Raw genomic sequence first — 17,358 nt, 5'->3', positions numbered from 1 at the left:
TCGGCTCATCTCGGCAGCCCGTTTACCTCAGCACATCCAGTTGCCACCATCGACGTTATAGGTTTGTGCCACTACGTATTCACTGTCGGCCGAGGCCAGAAAGATTGCCATGCCGGTCAGGTCATCCGCCGTGCCCATGCGCCCATAGGGCACCTGCTCGCCGACCAGTTTTTTCTTCTCGCCCAGCGGGCGTTTTTCATAGCGGGCGAACATCGCGTCCACGCCATCCCAGTGCTCGCCATCGACCACGCCAGGAGCGATGGCATTCACATTGATACCGTGCCTGATGAGGTCCAGCCCGGCCGATTGCGTCAGGCTGATCACCGCAGCCTTGGTCGCGCAATACACCGCCACCAACGCTTCACCACGGCGGCCTGCCTGGCTGGCCATGTTGATGATCTTGCCGCCGTGGCCCTGAGCAATCATCTGCTTTGCCGCTGCCTGCAAGGTGAACAGCGTACCCGCGACATTGATCGAAAACAGCCGTTCGTAGCTGTCACGCGTGATACCCACAATCGGCGCAAGATCGAACAGCGCCGCGTTGTTGATCAGGATATCCAGCTTGCCGGTCTGCGTGACCACGGCCGCGATGGCCTGATCGATGGACGCCTGATCCGTCACATCCATGCTGACCGCATAAGCGTTCGGCCCCAGTTCGGTTGCCGTGGCCTGTGCACGCTCAAGATTGATATCGGCAATGGCCACGCTGGCCCTTCGCGAATGTAAGCCTGCGCAAAAGACCGCCCGATGCCCCGCGCCGATCCGGTGATCAGCGCGCTTTTTCCTTCAAGTCGTTTCATGGGTTCATCATCCGTCCAATAAGTGTGAGAGCTGCCGGTTTACTTTGGATAACCGGCGCGTTTCATCTCGCGTTCGGTGACGGCCTGTGCGGCAGTGAGGGCTTGTTCGGTGGTGGTCTGCCCGGTCACAGCGGCCGAGAACAGCTTGCCGACCGAGGTGCCGATGGCCTGGAACTCCGGAATGGTCACGTACTGGATACCGACGTAAGGCACCGGCTTGGCTGAAGGTTGCGCAGGGTCGGCGTGCTGCATCATCTGCAACGTGACCTTGGCGAACGGCGCAGCCTTGAGGTAGGCCTCGCTGTAGGTGGAGGTCCGGGTGCCAGGCGGCACATTGGTGATGCCGTCTTTCTCGGCGACCAACTGGATATACGCTTTGGACGTCGCCCAGGTAATGAACGCCTTGGCCGCATCCTTGTGCCTGGAGGTGGCCGGTATCGCCAGCGACCAGGCGTAAAGCCATGAAGAACCTTTGTCGGTCACTTCAACCGGCGCAGGCGCAAAGCCGACGCTGTCGACTACCTTGCTCTGTTCCTTGTCGGTGGTGAAAGAGCCGGCCACGCTGGCGTCCACCCACAAGGCGCATTTACCGCTGTTGAACAGCGCGAGGGTTTCGTTGAAGCCGTTGCTCGATACGCCCGGTGGGCCATAGTTTTTCAGGGTGTTGACGTAAAAGTTCGCTGCGTTGGCCCATTCCGGGCTGTTCAGCTCGGGTTTCCATTGCTCATCGAACCAGCGCGCGCCGAACGCATTGGCCATGGTGCTGAGCAGCGCGATGTTCTCACCCCAACCCGCCTTGCCACGCAGGCACATGCCGTAAACGCCCTTGTCAGGCTGATGAAGCTTTGCCGCGAACTCGCCCAACTGCGTCCAGGTCGGGCGCTCCGGCATGCTCAGGCCCGCTTGCTTGAACAGGTCGGTGCGGTAATAGGTGATCGTGCTTTCGCCATAAAACGGCAGGGCGTAGAGAGTGTTTTTGACCGACAGGCCCTGACGCACCGAGGGAAAGATGTCTTCCAGGTCGTATTCCGGAGCAAGGCCGGTGATCGGCTCCAGCCACTGCTTGGCGCCCCACAGCGGGGTTTCGTAGGTGCCGATGGTCAGCACGTCGAACTGGCCACCCTGGGTGGCAATGTCGGTGGTCAGGCGCTGGCGCAAAACGTTCTCTTCCAGCACCACCCAGTTGAGTTTGATATCAGGATGCTGCTGTTCGAAGATCTTCGACAGGCGTTGCATGCGGATCATGTCGCCGTTGTTCACGGTGGCAATGGTCACGGTTTCGACGGCTTGACTGGCAAGGCTGATGAGGGCGACAGACACACCTGCGGACAGGCAAAGCGCTTTGTGGATGTTCATCGTAGTGCTCTCCACTCCGCGCCTTGTTCGGCGGGAGCTATTGTTTTTGTTGTTGACCACGGCTGAGCGGCCCTGGTGGACGAGCCGATTACAGCAGCCTGCGCGCGGGTGAACAAACGCAGCAGCAACGCTCGACTGATACTTTTTTAACCGACGCCTGCCCGGCGGTCTGAAAGCAAAAAAGTATCAGCGCAGGTTTCATCACGAGCTAGCACTGGGCGAACGGGAGGGCGTATGTTTGTGCGTCCACAGAGCATTCATAACGATAAAAGGCGCAATCCATGCCTGACAGCCGAGCTGCCTTGTTCGAGCAGCGTCCCGCCGAGCTTGAGGTTATCCTCCCGCAGCCCGACCACTGCTTTCGCTGGTATGAACACGACTATCCCTACTCGCTGGCGCGCTGGAACCACCATCCCGAATTTGAAATCCACCTGATCCGTCAAGGCAGCGGCAGGCTGGTGGCCGGTGATTACATCGGTGAGTTCGGTGCCGGTCATGTGGCGCTGATCGGTCCCGATCTGCCCCACGACTGGATCGGCGATCTGGCCCCCGGTGAGCACCTGGCCGGGCGTGACGTGGTGTTGCAGTTCGATGGCGCGGCGTTGCTGGCGCTGCGTGGCACCTTGCCGGAAGTGGGTGACTTGCAGCGTCTCTTCGAGCAGGCGCGTCGGGGGTTGGAGTTCACCGGCAAAACGGCGGTGCAGGCGGCGCAACTGCTTGAGCAGATTGGCCCGGCCCAGGGGGTGGAGCGGTTGATTCTGTTCCTGCAACTGGTCAACACCCTGATGAAAGCGCCCACGCAGGACGCTCACCTGCTGGCCAGCGCCTGTTATGCGCCGACGCTGGATGCGCGCAGTTCCGAGCGGATCAACAAGGCGTTCGATTATCTGCTGACCGAATTGACCAGCGATATACGCCTGTCGGTCATCGCGCAACGGCTGGACATGAGTGATCCGGGCTTTTCACGCTTTTTCAAGCGCACCACCGGCCACTGTTTCATTGGCGCAAACTGCGGGTCCAGCGGGCCTGCCGGTTGTTGCTGCAAAGCGAGATGTCGGTGTCAGACATCTGCTTTGAAGTCGGTTACGCCAACTTGTCCAACTTCAACCGGCACTTTCGCGTGGAAATGCAGCAGACGCCCAGTGAATACCGGCGCGCCGCTGCACTGGCCTGATCAATGCTCTGCCGGCTCTTTGGCCTGTGGCGCGCGGGTGACTGCATTCACCAGCTTGCCGATGGTCAGGCCCTGAAAGAGGATCGACAGCAGCACCACGATGTAGGTGATGCTCAACAGCAAGTCGCGTTCCGGCCCGTTGGGCAGGGCCAGCGCCAGCGCTACCGAGACGCCGCCGCGCAAACCGCCCCAGGTCAGAATGCGGATGGTGCCGTGCGGCACCTTGCGCCAGCGACGCAGCAGCAGAATGGCCGGGGCCACGGTGACAAAGCGCGAGAGCAGAATCGCCACGGCCAACAGGCTGGCGGCAATCAAGTGCTGCCACGAGAACGGCAGCAGCAACAGCTCCATGCCGATCAGCGCAAACAGCAACGCATTGAGCATGTCATCCAGCAACTCCCAGAAGCCGTCCATGTAGCGACGGGTCATGTCGTTCATCGCCAGATTGCGCCCCAGATTGCCGATGATCAGCCCGGCCACGACCATCGCGATAGGGCCGGACACATGCAGCTCCGAAGCCATCGCCGAACCGCCGATCACCAGCGCGAGGGTCAGCATGACCTCGATCTGGTACTGCTCGATGCTCTTGATCATCAGGTATACGGCGTAGCCGATCAGCCCGCCGAACAGCACACCGCCCACCGCTTCGTGAACAAACAACAGCGCGGTTTCGCCAACCGTGGGCGTCTCGCCCAGTTGTGCAATGCCCAGCAACACGGTGAACACCACAACCGCCGTGCCGTCGTTGAATAACGATTCACCGACGATGGTGGTTTTCAGCGGCTTGGACGCATTGGCGGTCCGCAACACGCCGAGCACCGCAATCGGGTCGGTGGGCGAGATCAGCGCGCCGAACAGCAGGCAGTACAGCGGGCTGACGTGCCAGCCGAACAAGGCGAAGATCCAGTAAGCCAGCGCGCCGATGACGGTGGTGGCAATCAACACACCAAACGTCGCCAGCAGGCCGATGGGCCAGCGATAGCTCTTCAGGTCGGCGAGGTTGACGTGCAGCGCCCCGGCGAACAGCAGGAACGACAGCATCCAGTTCATCAGCAAATCGCCGAAGTCGATCTGGCCGATCAACTGCTGGACGCGATCTTCCAGGCCGGGATAGCCCAGAAAGCTCAGCCCTTGCAGCAGCAATGAAAACATCAACGCAGTGACCATTACGCCGATGGTGGGGGGCAGACCGATGAAACGATAATTCACATAGGTCAGCAGCGCAGTGAGGCAGATAAAACCAGCAGCGAGCTCAAGCATCCGTTATTCCAAAATCCGTAATTGCAGTTTCTCGATCACCGTAACCGAGCCTGTGTTTGATGGACCGGACCGATGTCCAGGCACATGGCGATACGACACAGCAGGGTTTGCGTTGACCACGCAAAGACGGTGATGTTGCAGACGGGGCGGGAAATATCGGTCAGGCGGGCTGTAAACGGAGGAAATAAGAGCGAGAAATAAAAACGTCAGTCCGGACGGCGGTCCGGGCTGACGGGGGATGTAACGGTGGGTGGCCTCCCTGGCAGGTTCAGAATCATTGGCTGTTTCTGCACCCGCTCAGGATCTGATACTGCACGGTGTTCAGCTTGCCTTTGGAGTCCTCGTAGGTCATCAGCTTGGGCATCACGCTACAGGTCTGCAGATCCGGGGATTTGCGAATGACCTTGGCAACGTCCAGCTTCATTCCGTACTTGTATTCCTTGATCTCAGGCATCGGCTTGTTATGAATAGCGGCGTACTTCTGTACGCTGGCCTGGTGCTCTTTAATCACGGTAGTGGCTTTGACTTCATCAGTGGTGTAAGCGAAAGCACTCAGTGGCGAAAGGATAGCCAGAGCAAGTAACAACGATTTGGCGGTGCGCATTTTCTTTTGTCTCCGTTTGAATGTGGCTTAACCTTAACAAGTGCGTGCTAACCAGAAAGTGGCTGAAACATTACAAATCTGTAATCTGGTAAATGTCAGCTTTCTAACAGTATTGTCATTCTCTGCTCACCTTCCTGTTAGCTATCGCGGCGTAATCTTGTTTCATCCCTGACGAGCACCGCGCTTTTAAGGAACCCCTTACACACCCAAGAGGTAATGATGATGAAACTGATCAAGTCGATGGTCTTCGCCGTAGCTGCCTTGTCCGCCACTGCAGCCTTCGCCGACGACGGTAACGAGTACGCAAGCATCGCCGCTGACAAAATGCGTCTGGCGCAGGAATTGCGTTTCAAGGAACAGAACAGCAGCAATAAGGCCGAGCAGTACGTCAACACAGATGACAACGCCAAGGCCGAGCGGTCGACCAAGTCCGAAGGCTGATGCCTTTGCTGCCCGACCCGCTGCACCCCTATTCGCCCTTTGTAGCAGCTCCCTGCTCCTTTGGACGGGGCGAATCTTTAAGCGTCCTTCGGGGCGCTTTTTTTATTCCCGCCACGGGCCATCGCCCCCACGCTCAGCGGTACGCACAACGCGGCTTAACTATCGTGCGACGCTCTGCGTCGCATGCCGTTCTGGACGCTCCGCGTCCGATCTTGAATAGGCGGCGCGACGCAGATTTGTGACGCAGAGCGTCACCCACGGCATTCCCACGCCGGAGCGTGAGGAACGATAACCCCAACTATCGTGCGACGCTTCGCGTCCAATCCTGAATGTCTGGTTGCAGTGGTCAAATCATGTTTCATTTTATTGAATAAACACACGCCGCCGTGCGCTTCATTACCTATTTGTAATCTGGCTGTCACCTTGGCGTTATCTTCGCCACTTCAAGATTGTGCCTCACTGGCAGCGCTCGGGTTTATAAAAATAGCCAGGCCGACATGTTTATAACAATCTGCCGATCAGACGGAGCGCACATGACTCAACTTAAAACACTTTCACTGGCCCTGTGTTCGACACTCGCAGGTGTCGCACCGGCTGCCGTATTCGCCGAAGAGCAGAAAGAAGGCTTCATCGAAGGCAGCACGCTGACCGTACTCAACCGCAACTTCTACATGAACCGTGACCACCGCAACGGCGAGTCCAGCCCTACCGGCAATGGTTATTCCGAAGCGTGGGCGCACGGCATCATCGGGCGATTCCAGTCCGGTTTTACCCAAGGCACGTTCGGCGTTGGCGTCGATGCCTTTGCCATGATCGGCATCAAGCTCGATACCGGTGACGGACGCAACGGCGGGCGCAGCGCGTTCGACGTGCTGCCGGTCGATGGGGAAGGCCGCGCCCGTGACGAATACACCAAAGTCGGCGGCTCGCTGAAAGCCAGGGCTTTCGACACCGTCGTGAACGTAGGTGATGTTTTCCCGTCCACGCCCGTGGTTGCTTTCGGCGACTCTCGCCTGCTGCCGGAAAGCTTTCGCGGTGTCACGGCGATCAATAACAGCTTCAAGGGCCTGACCCTGCAAGGCGGCCGTCTGCACTCCATGAGTCAGCCGGTTTCCAGCAACATGCGCGACGGTTTCGTCACGTTCTACGGCGGTGCGGTGGACTCTCCGTGGGTTGCTTACTTCGGCGGTGACTATCAGGCCACCGACAGGCTGAGCCTTGGGCTCTACACCAGCCGACTCAAAGACGCCTGGGATCAGAAATACGCTTCGGCGTCTTACGTCCTGCCACTCTCCGATGAGATGTCGCTGACCAGCAGCCTGAACTATTACAACGCCACCGACGAAGGCAAAAAGCTGCTCGGCGAATTCGACAACGATATCTGGAGTGCAAAAGTCGCCCTGCAATACGGCGCACACACCCTGTCGCTCTCGCACCAGCGCAACCAGGGCGATGACGATTTCGATTACCTCAGGCAGTCCGACTCCATCTACCTGGCCAACTCCATCCAGTACAGCGACTTCAACTCTCCCAAAGAGCGCTCGTGGATGGTCACCTATAACCTCGACATGTCCACCTATGGCGTCCCCGGCCTGTCATTCATGACCCGCTACGGCAAGGGCACCGACGCCGACTACTCCAACGCCAACAGCACCTACATGCGCCGCGACGCGCAAGGCAACCCGCTGACCGATCAGAAACGCTGGGAGCGCAACATCGAAGCCAAATACATCGTGCAGACCGGCTCGTTGAAAGACCTGTCCCTGCGCGTTCGCCAGGCCAATACCCGCGCTACAGCGTTTGAATCGGATCTGGATGAAGTAAGGGTGATTATGGAGTACCCGTTGAGCGTGCTCTGACTGCGCATCACGCTTCATCAGCAGCATCAATCAAAGCGCCTTTCGGGGCGCTTTTTCGTTGTGCGGTAGCCCTTGCCCGTAAACTTTCCGGAACTGCAACGTTGTTTCGGTCACTCAGTGAGCGCTCAATAGTCCAGGGTGCTGCACTGCCGATGCTCATCTGAAAATCGGCGATGGCGTTCAACGGGAAGAGAAGGGTCAATGGCGGTTACCAAAGCAGTCTTCACCGAGGGCTCGGTGTTGCGGCATGTCGTGTTCATGACCGGCACCAGTGCGACCAGCCTGTTATCGGTCTTTCTGATCGAAGTGCTGACGGTGGTCTACATCGCAATGCTGCGTGACGACAGTTTGCTGGCCGCCTTCGCGGTGGCCAAAACGCTGATGTTTTTCCTCATTTCAATGATTCTCGGCATCGCCGTGGCGGTCTCCACCGCCGTGTCGAGAAGTCTGGGCAGCGCTGCGCCGGATCAAGCCAGACGACTCGCCAGCATCGGCTTGCTGCTGGGCATCTTTGCCACCGTATGTGGCGCTGCGCTCGAGCTGGTAGTGCTTGATCCAGCCATCCGTATGCTGGGCGGCGAGGGCAATAGCTTCACTGCGGCGCGGGAGTACCTGTGGCTGACCCTTCCGGCCTCGGTGCTGGTAGCCGTCGAATTGTTATGCGTGCAGATCCTGCGCAGCGCAGGCTTCGGTAAACAGGCGATGTGGATACTGCTGACCTCGACTGCCGCCGTCGCCATTGCGGATCCGCTGCTTATCGTCGTGTTCGATCTGGGCCTGGTCGGTGCCGGGATCGCCTATGTGGTATCGAGCCTGGTGTCGGCATGTCTTGGGTTTTATTACGTCCACCGAGTCGCCCGTCTGACCTCTGGAGTCAGCCTGACGCACCTGTCAGGTGACATCAGCACCATCAGCCGAACCGCTGTGCCCGCGGTGATCGGCAACCTGGCGACTCCGGTGGGCATGGCCTACGTAATGGCGGCGATGGCGCCGTTCGGGGCTCAGGCACTGACGGCCATCGGGGTGATCGACAGGGTCATTCAGGTGGCGTTTTGCGTGGTGTTTGCCTTGCCCGGTGCGCTGATTCCGATATTGGGACAAAACCTTGGCGCAATGAACACCACCCGCGTATCGCACGCCGTAAAAGCAACCTACGGTTTGTTGATCTGTTATGGCGCGGCCACCTCGTTGTTGCTGATTCTGCTGGCCGAGCCGTTGGCCAGGCTGTTCCATGTGTCCGGCGAAGGCCTGATTGTTTTCTCCGCATTCTGTCGATGGGGCGGTTTTCTCTGGACCCTGATCGGGTTGCAGTTCATTGCCACTTCCATTTTCCTCAGCATGGGTCGCCCGATGTACGTAACGCTGTTCGGCTGGCTGCGCGCCAGCTTGGGAACGGTGCCTTTCGTGTGGTATGGCGCACAGGCATTTGGCAGTGTCGGGGTGATGCTCGGGCAGTTGCTGGGCAACACCGTAGTGGCCTTTTGTGCCTGCTGGCTCGCGCATCTGCTCATGAAGAAGGTATTGGGCAACGAGGCCATTCATTAGGGAACCGATCTGTCCATCGGGGTAACTCATAGCCCGGGTTACCGCCAATCAGCCGCTGCTGATGGGCGGATACGTAATCTAGATAATCAAAAAAATGGACGATAGAGGACTCTCATGACTGCCTACGATGTAGAAAAGGAATGGAGCAGAATTTCCAATACTGCCGCTAAAACCCACCAGAACAACGATTTTGAAGGCTTCACCTACCAGGACTTCAGAAAACACGTACCGATAATGGACAAGGAAGGCTTCGCGGCACAGACCGAACGCTGCCTTGAGCGCAACGAGCGAAACTGCCTGATCGGCTTTACCAGTGGCACCAGCGGCAACCTCAAGCGCTGTTATTACTACTACGACTGTGAAGTCGATGAAGACAGCTCCCGCTCCAGCGTCTTTCGCAGCAACGGCTTCATTCAGCCCGGTGATCGCTGCGCCAACCTGTTCACCATCAACCTGTTTTCTGCCCTGAATAACATCACCACCATGATGGCCGGTAACTGCGGTGCGCACGTTGTGTCTGTGGGCGATATCACCCTGCTGACCAAGAGCCACTTCGAGGCACTCAACTCGATCAAGCTCAACGTACTGCTCGGCGTACCCTCGACCATCCTGCAGTTCATCGACGCTATGCAACAGCACGGTGTGCACATCGATATCGAAAAGGTCGTCTTCAATGGCGAAGGCCTGAAAACCTTCCAGAAAAAAATCATCAGGGAAGCCTTTGGCGAACAGGTCTCCATCGTCGGTGTGTATGGCAGTTCCGAGGGCGGCATTCTTGGCTTCACCGACAGCCCTTGCCACACCGAATACGAGTTTCTGTCCAACAAGTACTTCATTGAAAAAGAAGGCGACAGCATCCACATCACCTCGCTGACCCGCGAGAACTTCACGCCGCTGCTCCGGTATCGTCTGGGAGACACCGCAACGCTTTCGCTGAAAGGTGACAAGCTCTATTTGACTGACATCCAGCGGGAGGACATGAGCTTCAACTTCATGGGCAACCTCATTGGTCTGGGCATCATCCAGCAAGCGATCAAACAGACACTGGGCCGCTCGCTGGAAATTCAGGTCCACTTGTCAGTGACCGACGCGCGTAAGGAACTGGTGACTGTTTTCGTTCAGGCCTCGGAAGTCGACGAAGACGAACGCACCCGAATCGAAACAGCCATCGCCGATATTCCGGACATCAACGAGGCCTATCAGAAAGACCAGGGCAGTGTGCTGGTTGTGCGCAAGGATGCCAGAGACTACGCCGTCTCGGAGCGAGGCAAGATGCTCTACATCATTGACCGCCGAAACTGAACGGCTGATGTGAAAGCATGAACAGGCTGCACCGACGGGGCCTTTGGGCTGTGTGGGTGCAGTTTGCGGAGCAAGGTCGATCACACCCGTTCAGCTACGGCCACTGGCCACCCTTTCTCTGGCGCTGCATAGGTTGGTGCGTTACGAGATACCTCAACCAGCCGATTATTTCGGTGCCGGGTGGCTGACATCGCGCAGCACTGCGCCGTAGCCTTCATAAAGATTTTCGCCAGGCACCAATTGCCGGGCCACCAGTTGCTGATGTGCGCTTTGCAGGTGATAGAACGGCATGCGCACGTAGAGGTGGTGCTCGATGTGATAGTGAATGGCATGCGGGCCGAACACAAAGGTCTGCCAGTTGGGGCGCACGATACTGCGCGCGTTCTGGCTCTGGTCAGCGCAGGCGGGCAGGCCGGCGTGCTCCATGATCGCGCGGATCCGCCCCATCAGCGGCAGCAAGGTGACTGCAGGTAGCAGCCATAGCCCCAGGTACAGCAGCGGATGCCCCGACCAAGTCAGCAGGCCAAACAAAAGCCCGTTGCTGATCAGCATCGAAAGCACCTCCCATGCCGCCTGCCGAGGGGATTTATCGACCTTGGGCATGATTGCGCGATAGTCGCCGCGGGCAAACCTGAACGCGCTGATGAAATACCCCACCCCGCACACATCAGCCAGTAAGCGCGTGGCCAGCTTGCCTCTGGGTTGTGGGTAATCCCCCAGACCGAATACCGCCACTACCGGGTCATCGTGCTGCATGGGGCGCAGATGATGCTTGAGGTGCCCGGCGCGGTAGGTCTGCATCGAAATAAACAGCGGACCTGCCGCAGCCAGTTGGCCGACCAGATCGTTGAGTGTTTGCCGAGGCAACAATACGCCATGGGCGCTCTCGTGCATGATCACCGCCAGCGCCAACTGACTGCGTGCGATGAGCAGCGCTGCAAGCAGGTAGGTGACGGGGTGCGGCCAGACCGCAGCGCACGTGAACGCTACGGCAATCAGGCCCCAGTCGGCCAATAGTGCCAGCAGGCTGATCCAGGGTTTGAGCACGTACAACTCGGCAGCAGGCGTAAACGCGTTCAGCGCGAGGTTGTCGCCTGCGCGTGATTCAGGCTTGGGCACGGGCGTTGTTTCCTTGTGGTCGGGTGGCCAGGGCACACGCCAGCGCCAGCAGTACGCCGCTTGCGACATCTATCAGCGTGTGTTGCTTCAACGTCAGGGTCGACAGGCAGATCAGCAGCCCGGTCATGCCGATCAACGTTCTGTAAGGTAGCCCCCAAAGCGCTCGGCAGGCCAGGCAGGTAACGGCCACGTGCAGGCTGGGGCAGCCGTTGGACGCCAGGTCCAGTTGCCAAAGCCGGCTCAGGCGTTGTTGCAGAAACGCATTGTCGATCAGCCCGGTATCAGGCCAGGGTATGAACTCGGGGAACAGCCAAAAGCATAGCAAGGCCACGCCGAACGCGATCCCGGTTGCCGTTTTGAACGCCTTGAAGCGCTCGGCGCTGGCATACCCGGCTGCCAACAGCACGAACGGGAAAAACAGCACGTACACCCACCATGAGTGCGCGGCGAACGGGATCAGCTCATCCAGCGGCGTGACCCAGTTGTAGCGTGGGGTGACGGCGCGTTCCAGACCGATGAACACGCCCAGGCCGAGCAGCAGCCCCAGCAACGCGATCAGCGCCTGACGGTAGTCGGGTTTGCGACGCCGCACGGGCTGGCTCATGGCTGTTCGCTGGTCGATGGCATAAGCACTGCACTCACAAGCTGAGCAAACGGCTGACCCAGGCGTCGATTCGCGCCTGGGCGCGCGCCTGACCTGCCGCGCCTGAAGGGTCTGGTGTGGAGACCGCACACAGTTGCCTGGCCGCATCGGCTACCTGATGCTGAAATTCAGCGGCATCGCCCCGCCAGGTCACCACGCGGTGCAACAACTGCAACTGCGCAGCGCGTGCGGCATTGGTGGCTTGCTCGGGCTGATCGCTGACGACAAGGATGATCGGCCGTTGATAAACGAGCGCGATTGACAGCGCGGCCATGCCCGGCGCCGACACGATCAGTTGTGCCTGCGCAGCGCGGCTGGCCCAGTCCGGGTCAATGGCAAGCCAGCCATCGCGTCCGGCGTAGCCTTCACCGACCAGATGCTTGCCCAGCCCTGCATCGGACAGGCCCGCGCTCAGGGCATCGGCCAGGGCGGGCTCGCTAAAGTGAGGATTAAGGTAAACCGCTGCGCCATCGCCGATTCGCTCTGGCGTTGTGGCAGCCAGGGCCACCGGGGTGGGCAGGCGAAACACCTTTGGCGCGTCAGCGTCGTCAACGGCGTAGGCGAAGTCATGCTCGATGCAGGCGCGGGCTGCGTTTATCTGGCGGTCGACAATCCAGCCAAACAGGCGCGCAAACGGACGTGGCCACATGCCCGCGAAATTATTGATCAGCGCGACTTTCAGGCTTGCCCCATACACATGCACCACCTTGCGCCGCCAGCCGGGCAGCATGCCCATGTACAGCAGCGCCGGGTGAAAGGAATCGTTGATCACCAGATCGACATCGCGCAGGCGACGTTGCAGCCGGCCGATATCACGCAGCATGCGCCCGGGGTGAAACAGGTAGTGCGCGACATTGCGGTTGGTGGCCTTGCGCAGCATGTTTTGTTCGCTATCGAACTGCACCGCATAGTGCAGCGAAAGAATCTCTGACTCGATGCCGAAGCGTTGCAGAAAGCGCTGCCCTTGCGCCGAAGTGGTCAACACCTCGACCTCCGATCCTGCCTTGCGCAGCGCATACACCAGCAATTGCGCACGCATCAGATGGCCGCGTGCATCAGCAGTCGCGAGGTACAGGATGCGTGCGCTCATTGGATGCTGCCGCCTGCTTTGCGCAGCCCGCCAAACGCCCAGCCGGCCACATACATCGCCACCGCGCTGGTCACGCCAAAGCCGGATTCTACAGCGCGAACATCCTTCAACAATCGCGCCAGATGCACCCATTCATGAGGCGCCACGATACGCCGCAAGGTGTTCTCACACAGGCGCACGTGGGCTTTCTCGTCGGCCAGCACTTTCGACAGCAGCGGGTAAAAGCGGTGTGCCGTGCCGATGACGGCGCAGTGACGACCCAGCACGCGCTGGGCCATCTGTTCGGCACACAGCCCGGTGGCGTAGGCGGGCACCAGCAGGCCCTGCTCGAAATGCGCTGCGTACTGACGGGCCAGACGTTGCCAGCGACGAATCTTCTGTCGGCTTAGCCAGTCCGGTGCCAGGCGCTTTGAACCGTCATCGCCCATCGCGCGCAAAGCGTCAGTGAACAACGCCACATGACGGCGCTCATCAGCCAGGTGCTGTTCGACCTGTCGTTCAAGCCAAGGGGGCGATTGCGGCATCAATTCGTCCAGCAATGCGCGCTCGGTAGCGTCCTCGCCGGCCAGGTACATGCGCAGCAGCAAGCGCTCGCCGCGTGCGCTGCAATGCAGGCGTGCGAGTGCCGCACGTTTGATCCGGTCCACCAGGCGCGCTTGCAACGCACCAAGGCCACGCGCCTCGGGCGTGGCCAGGCAACTGAAATCGGGCTCACTGGCGCTGTGTTCGATCACGCTCATTGCACAGGCTGCGGGCTACGGTGCCAGGCCAGGATCAGACCGATAAAGCTGTCACGCAGAAAGGCTGCGCCTGAGGCCGCTGCGGCCGGGAAGCTTTCTTCAGCGCCGTTGTAACGCAGATAACCCTTGCCGTTGACCGCGCCCATTTCCAGAGTGTCGAGCTTTTTGAAGCCGCGTTTGCGCACGTCGGCAAGCAGCGGGCTGTCTTCCAGGCCAAACACAAACAGTTGGCGCTGGACCACCCACACCGGAATCTGCCCGCTCAAGGCCTGCAATTTAATGTTCCAGGTGCCGGTTTCCAGTAGCGAACCCAGCTCGGCAGTGCCCGGCTGGTCAGAGGTGAAGCTGGCGCGCAGCAAAGACTTGGATACTTTTCCGACGCCCAGCGCAATGGTGATGTCGTTGGCATCAGGCTTTTTCGCATCGCTTGGGTGAACCTCGACGAAGTAGCTGGCCACTCTTGCTGCAATTGACGGTTGCGCCAGCACATTACGCGCCTGCTCGGCGGTGAACAGCACCCGCTCACCGGTCCCTTCGCGGACGCTGATCTGGTAAGGGTCCAGTTTTATCTCACGAAACTTGCCACGCACCGGGGCGTGCACATAGGTATCGGGGGACCATACTTTGCCCGAGCGCCGCAGCAATACGTGCAGGCTCAGCGGTACACGCTTGCCGTCGTCAGCCAGACCGCTGCCGTGCAGCAGCACGTCGCCGATCACGGTTTTGCTGTCATGGCTTGCGTCAGAGGTAAACACGATGGTGTGGGTTTGCGGGTCCACGCTGGCCTGGGCATCCGCCACGTCCAGAGCGATGCGATTGCAATCAGCGTCCGCGCTGCTGGCAGTCGTTGCGCAACCGCTTTGCGAAGCGAAGTGAAACACGCCGCGGCCTTTGAAATCGGCAGGCGCGGCTTGAGCCTGAACATTCAGCCCCAGTAATGCCAGGCACAGCATGTAGCAGCCAAGTGAAGTGATCGATAACGGTTTCATACTGACTTCCTGTGAGCACGCATCCTGCGTGCGACGATGGGATAGTGCGCGGGTCAATCCAGATTTCGGTGATAAGAGAGCGCTTCGCTGTGACGCGCGCTGGCGCGACCAAACGACAGGCCACAGCCGCGTATGACGGCACCTGCGGTGTCCATCAGCGACAGACCCACCACAAAGGCCATCGCGCTCAGGCGGCGAAACCCGCGCAGAGGCGGCAGATCCTGATGATTGAGTGCGCACAAGCTGTAACCCAGACGGCCGACCATCACACACAACGGCCCGATGGGACCACTGCGCGCCAGCCATTGCAGCCAGCCCGGCATATAGGCGCGCACCAGATACGGCGTGAGATCGACGCTGTCACCGCCGCGTAACCAACGCAGCTTTACAACTTCGCCCCGGCTGTCAGGCAAGCGATGTTCAGTGTGCGCCAGCGGCGCATAAACCACCGCCCCGCCCTGAGCCTGCATGCGCAGCCCCATCACCTGACAGTGCGCCCGATAAACGCCATCAAGGGGCTCGTAGCGATGCTGCTCGAAAGCATCACAGCGAAACGCCACATTGTTTGCATAGAAATTGCGCGTTGCACCGCTGCGCAACGGGCTGGGGAAATACATGAAATCAATGGCAGTCAGTGCGCTCCCCGCCACACTTGGCGCATAGCTGGTACGCCCGGCGACCGCCACCGGCGCATCGGCCTGATCAAAGGGCACAAGTAACTTTTCCAGCCAGTCGGCGCAAGGAAGGCAATCGGCATCGGCAAATACCACGTACTGGCAGCGCGTTTGATCGACACAATCAAAGCCGACATTCTTCGCATCGTAATAGCCGGTGAGGGCGTCAATCTCGACAAAGTCCAGCGTGCGCCCGGCCAGCTCACACAACGCCTGACGCGCCTGCAAATCAAGGCCATCGTGAGTGATAACCCACTGCGCCAGAGAAAGGGGCGAAACACTCTGCTGCGCATACCGGGCAACCAGCCGCTTGAGACTGCTCAACGCCTGCACGGCATCACTGCCGCCACGCAGATTATTGGTCTCCAGCACCAGCGCCGTGGTTGCCGCAATGCCAGCCAGACGATGAGCTGCGCCGTCGCCAAGAGGCGGCACCGACATCCTGACTGTCGCTTCTTTGCTATCCATGCCTGAATGTCTCTGGGAGAACGGGGCTGTTTGCACGTCCGGCGTGTCGGGCTGGGCGCGCAAAATCGGGGGTGTTGTCGGGGGCAATGACAGCATGATCCTTGGGATTATTCAAATGATGAGTTTTGCCAAGGGCTTGGGGGGGCTTTGAGGTCGGCAATCATTTATTGTTTTCATAATAATCAACATCCATAGGCACGAGTACTCTGGTTGATGAAAGTGTACCTGCTGCCAGCTCATAAAACGTTTCATGAGTGTATACATAGATTTTTTTGGTTGTTGCGAACATAAACATGTCTGGGGATGCCATACCTTGAAAGTAATCGGCCCCGTGCTCTCGTAAAAAAATCAAATCACTTCCCGCTTTTCCCAGTATCCCACTTCCCCAGTTCCCGGCGGTGAAAAAGCTGTCCATATCAGGAACGTAGGTGCACGTTTTAAGTCCGTGCTCAGGGCAGCTCACCGGTTTAAGGGGGGTAAAATGATTCATATCGATTTTGCCAATCGATTTTCCGCCTACAAATACCTCACCATCATTTTTTGAAAACTCATAGTTACGCCAGTTATCATCGGTGCCAAATGGGAAAAAAACTGTAAATAGTGCGGGTGTCGCACCTTCTATTTTGGTGTGATAGTAATAAACATGGTTTGCATCTTTTGCGTAATGTGAATATTGATCTTGTTTCCAATAAGGTAGGGCCTCGCTGGTATCCTCCAATGACTGAAAGGCGGGTGAGTCGTGTGTAACCAGTTTTAGCGATCTATCTTCTATAACATCGTATTGGCCTGGTTTTGAAAAAAGACAGGCTGGTGAAAGGTTATATATCAATGCTGATGCATCGCCAGAGCCTGAAATACAGGGTTTCTCTATAGACTTCTCTTGCTTCATCCAGTATATCTTTCCATCCGTAGCTACATAATTGGATGAAATGGTGCGTAGTTCTGTCGAGCAGCGTCGGACTGATGCAGGCGTCTCCTCTACATCACCTTGTTTATTGAAGCGACCTTCAACCCTTTCTTTGCAAATTACAGAGGGCTTTACTTCTTCGGTATATCGGTCTCCGGAACAACTCGTCAGCATGCATGCGATCGCAGCCCCGGTCGTGAGCTTTGCTATGTTAATTAATTTCACTTTAGCGTCCTTTCATTGAATATAAAATTTCAGGCCTGTTTTAAAATAGGCGTTTGATGGTAAGCGCCTCATGAACCCCACATTCCAGTCCTGCAATTGAAGCTTGATGCTGTGCTCCAAATTCTTTTCAGGAGCCAGCCCCCATGATGCGACCCGACGCCA

General features: G+C 58.5%; 15 protein-coding genes and 2 pseudogenes. 5 read left to right on the top strand and 12 right to left on the bottom strand.

Annotation, left to right across the window (positions count from 1 at the left end):
* Positions 1-27 precede the first annotated feature (27 nt).
* Together DW49_RS01000000128025 and DW49_RS0103940 are read right to left on the bottom strand one after the other, a co-directional pair.
* Positions 28-800 (bottom strand): annotated as a pseudogene (locus tag DW49_RS01000000128025) (L-iditol 2-dehydrogenase).
* 39 nt (positions 801-839) lie between these two features.
* Complete coding sequence (locus DW49_RS0103940; protein WP_005613850.1) at positions 840-2,156, bottom strand: ABC transporter substrate-binding protein; 1,317 nt, start codon at positions 2,154-2,156, stop codon at positions 840-842.
* 281 nt (positions 2,157-2,437) lie between these two features.
* Here DW49_RS0103940 and DW49_RS01000000128020 point away from each other — a divergent pair.
* Positions 2,438-3,330 (top strand): annotated as a pseudogene (locus DW49_RS01000000128020) (helix-turn-helix domain-containing protein).
* Here DW49_RS01000000128020 and DW49_RS0103930 read toward each other — a convergent pair.
* Together DW49_RS0103930 and DW49_RS0103925 are read right to left on the bottom strand one after the other, a co-directional pair.
* Positions 3,331-4,590: a cation:proton antiporter gene (locus DW49_RS0103930; protein WP_005613852.1), complete on the bottom strand. Its 1,260-nt coding sequence runs from the start codon at positions 4,588-4,590 to the stop codon at positions 3,331-3,333.
* Between the two features lie 274 nt (positions 4,591-4,864).
* On the bottom strand, positions 4,865-5,194 hold the full coding sequence (locus tag DW49_RS0103925) for a DUF2790 domain-containing protein (protein WP_005613854.1): 330 nt from the start codon (positions 5,192-5,194) through the stop codon (positions 4,865-4,867).
* A 216-nt stretch (positions 5,195-5,410) separates the two neighbouring features.
* Here DW49_RS0103925 and DW49_RS1000000132770 point away from each other — a divergent pair, with 216 nt between their 5' ends.
* Positions 5,411-5,635, top strand: coding sequence for a hypothetical protein (locus DW49_RS1000000132770; protein WP_024420161.1), 225 nt, complete (start codon positions 5,411-5,413; stop codon positions 5,633-5,635).
* Between the two features lie 533 nt (positions 5,636-6,168).
* A complete protein-coding gene (locus DW49_RS0103915) occupies positions 6,169-7,494 on the top strand; it encodes an OprD family porin (RefSeq protein WP_005613858.1) in 1,326 nt (441 codons plus the stop codon).
* A gap of 7 nt (positions 7,495-7,501) precedes the next feature.
* Here the strand turns inward: DW49_RS0103915 and DW49_RS1000000131665 are convergent, their stop codons facing one another.
* Positions 7,502-7,696 carry a hypothetical protein gene (locus DW49_RS1000000131665; protein WP_147477501.1) on the bottom strand — a complete coding sequence of 65 codons (195 nt, stop codon included), beginning with the start codon at positions 7,694-7,696 and terminating at the stop codon, positions 7,502-7,504.
* Here DW49_RS1000000131665 and DW49_RS0103910 point away from each other — a divergent pair.
* A complete protein-coding gene (locus tag DW49_RS0103910) occupies positions 7,696-9,039 on the top strand; it encodes an MATE family efflux transporter (protein WP_005613860.1) in 1,344 nt (447 codons plus the stop codon). The two genes, DW49_RS1000000131665 and DW49_RS0103910, sit on opposite strands and share 1 nt — an antisense overlap.
* 114 nt (positions 9,040-9,153) lie before the next feature.
* A complete protein-coding gene (locus DW49_RS0103905; RefSeq protein WP_005613862.1) occupies positions 9,154-10,341 on the top strand; it encodes a phenylacetate--CoA ligase family protein in 1,188 nt (395 codons plus the stop codon).
* Positions 10,342-10,506: 165 nt separating this feature from the next.
* Here DW49_RS0103905 and DW49_RS0103900 read toward each other — a convergent pair whose 3' ends face one another.
* The 7 genes from DW49_RS0103900 to DW49_RS0103865 all read right to left on the bottom strand — a co-directional run bounded on the left by DW49_RS0103900 (position 10,507) and on the right by DW49_RS0103865 (position 16,953).
* Entirely contained in the window at positions 10,507-11,460 is a 954-nt protein-coding gene (locus tag DW49_RS0103900) for a fatty acid desaturase family protein (protein WP_005613864.1), read from the bottom strand.
* Positions 11,447-12,064 (bottom strand): phosphatase PAP2 family protein, encoded by a 618-nt coding sequence (locus DW49_RS0103895; protein ID WP_024419615.1) that lies wholly within the window; start codon positions 12,062-12,064, stop codon positions 11,447-11,449. Before DW49_RS0103895 ends, DW49_RS0103900 begins: the two co-directional genes overlap by 14 nt.
* 34 nt (positions 12,065-12,098) lie before the next feature.
* Complete coding sequence (locus DW49_RS0103890) at positions 12,099-13,193, bottom strand: glycosyltransferase family protein (protein ID WP_005613868.1); 1,095 nt, start codon at positions 13,191-13,193, stop codon at positions 12,099-12,101.
* Positions 13,190-13,933 (bottom strand): hypothetical protein, encoded by a 744-nt coding sequence (locus DW49_RS0103885; protein ID WP_005613871.1) that lies wholly within the window; start codon positions 13,931-13,933, stop codon positions 13,190-13,192. The genes DW49_RS0103890 and DW49_RS0103885 overlap by 4 nt, the downstream gene beginning before the upstream one ends.
* A complete protein-coding gene (locus tag DW49_RS0103880; protein ID WP_005613873.1) occupies positions 13,930-14,922 on the bottom strand; it encodes a hypothetical protein in 993 nt (330 codons plus the stop codon). The genes DW49_RS0103885 and DW49_RS0103880 overlap by 4 nt, the downstream gene beginning before the upstream one ends.
* Positions 14,923-14,975: 53 nt before the next feature.
* Positions 14,976-16,037: a glycosyltransferase family 2 protein gene (locus tag DW49_RS0103875; RefSeq protein WP_005613875.1), complete on the bottom strand. Its 1,062-nt coding sequence runs from the start codon at positions 16,035-16,037 to the stop codon at positions 14,976-14,978.
* A 187-nt stretch (positions 16,038-16,224) separates the two neighbouring features.
* Positions 16,225-16,953: a DKNYY domain-containing protein gene (locus DW49_RS0103865; protein WP_024421099.1), complete on the bottom strand. Its 729-nt coding sequence runs from the start codon at positions 16,951-16,953 to the stop codon at positions 16,225-16,227.
* Between the last annotated feature and the right edge of the window lie 405 nt (positions 16,954-17,358).

Origin of the sequence: Pseudomonas avellanae BPIC 631 (assembly GCF_000444135.1) — a bacterium.
Classification (GTDB): domain Bacteria; phylum Pseudomonadota; class Gammaproteobacteria; order Pseudomonadales; family Pseudomonadaceae; genus Aquipseudomonas; species Aquipseudomonas avellanae.
The sequence above is the reverse complement of the archived record's forward strand: the minus strand, read 5'-3'. Positions and strand labels throughout refer to the sequence as shown.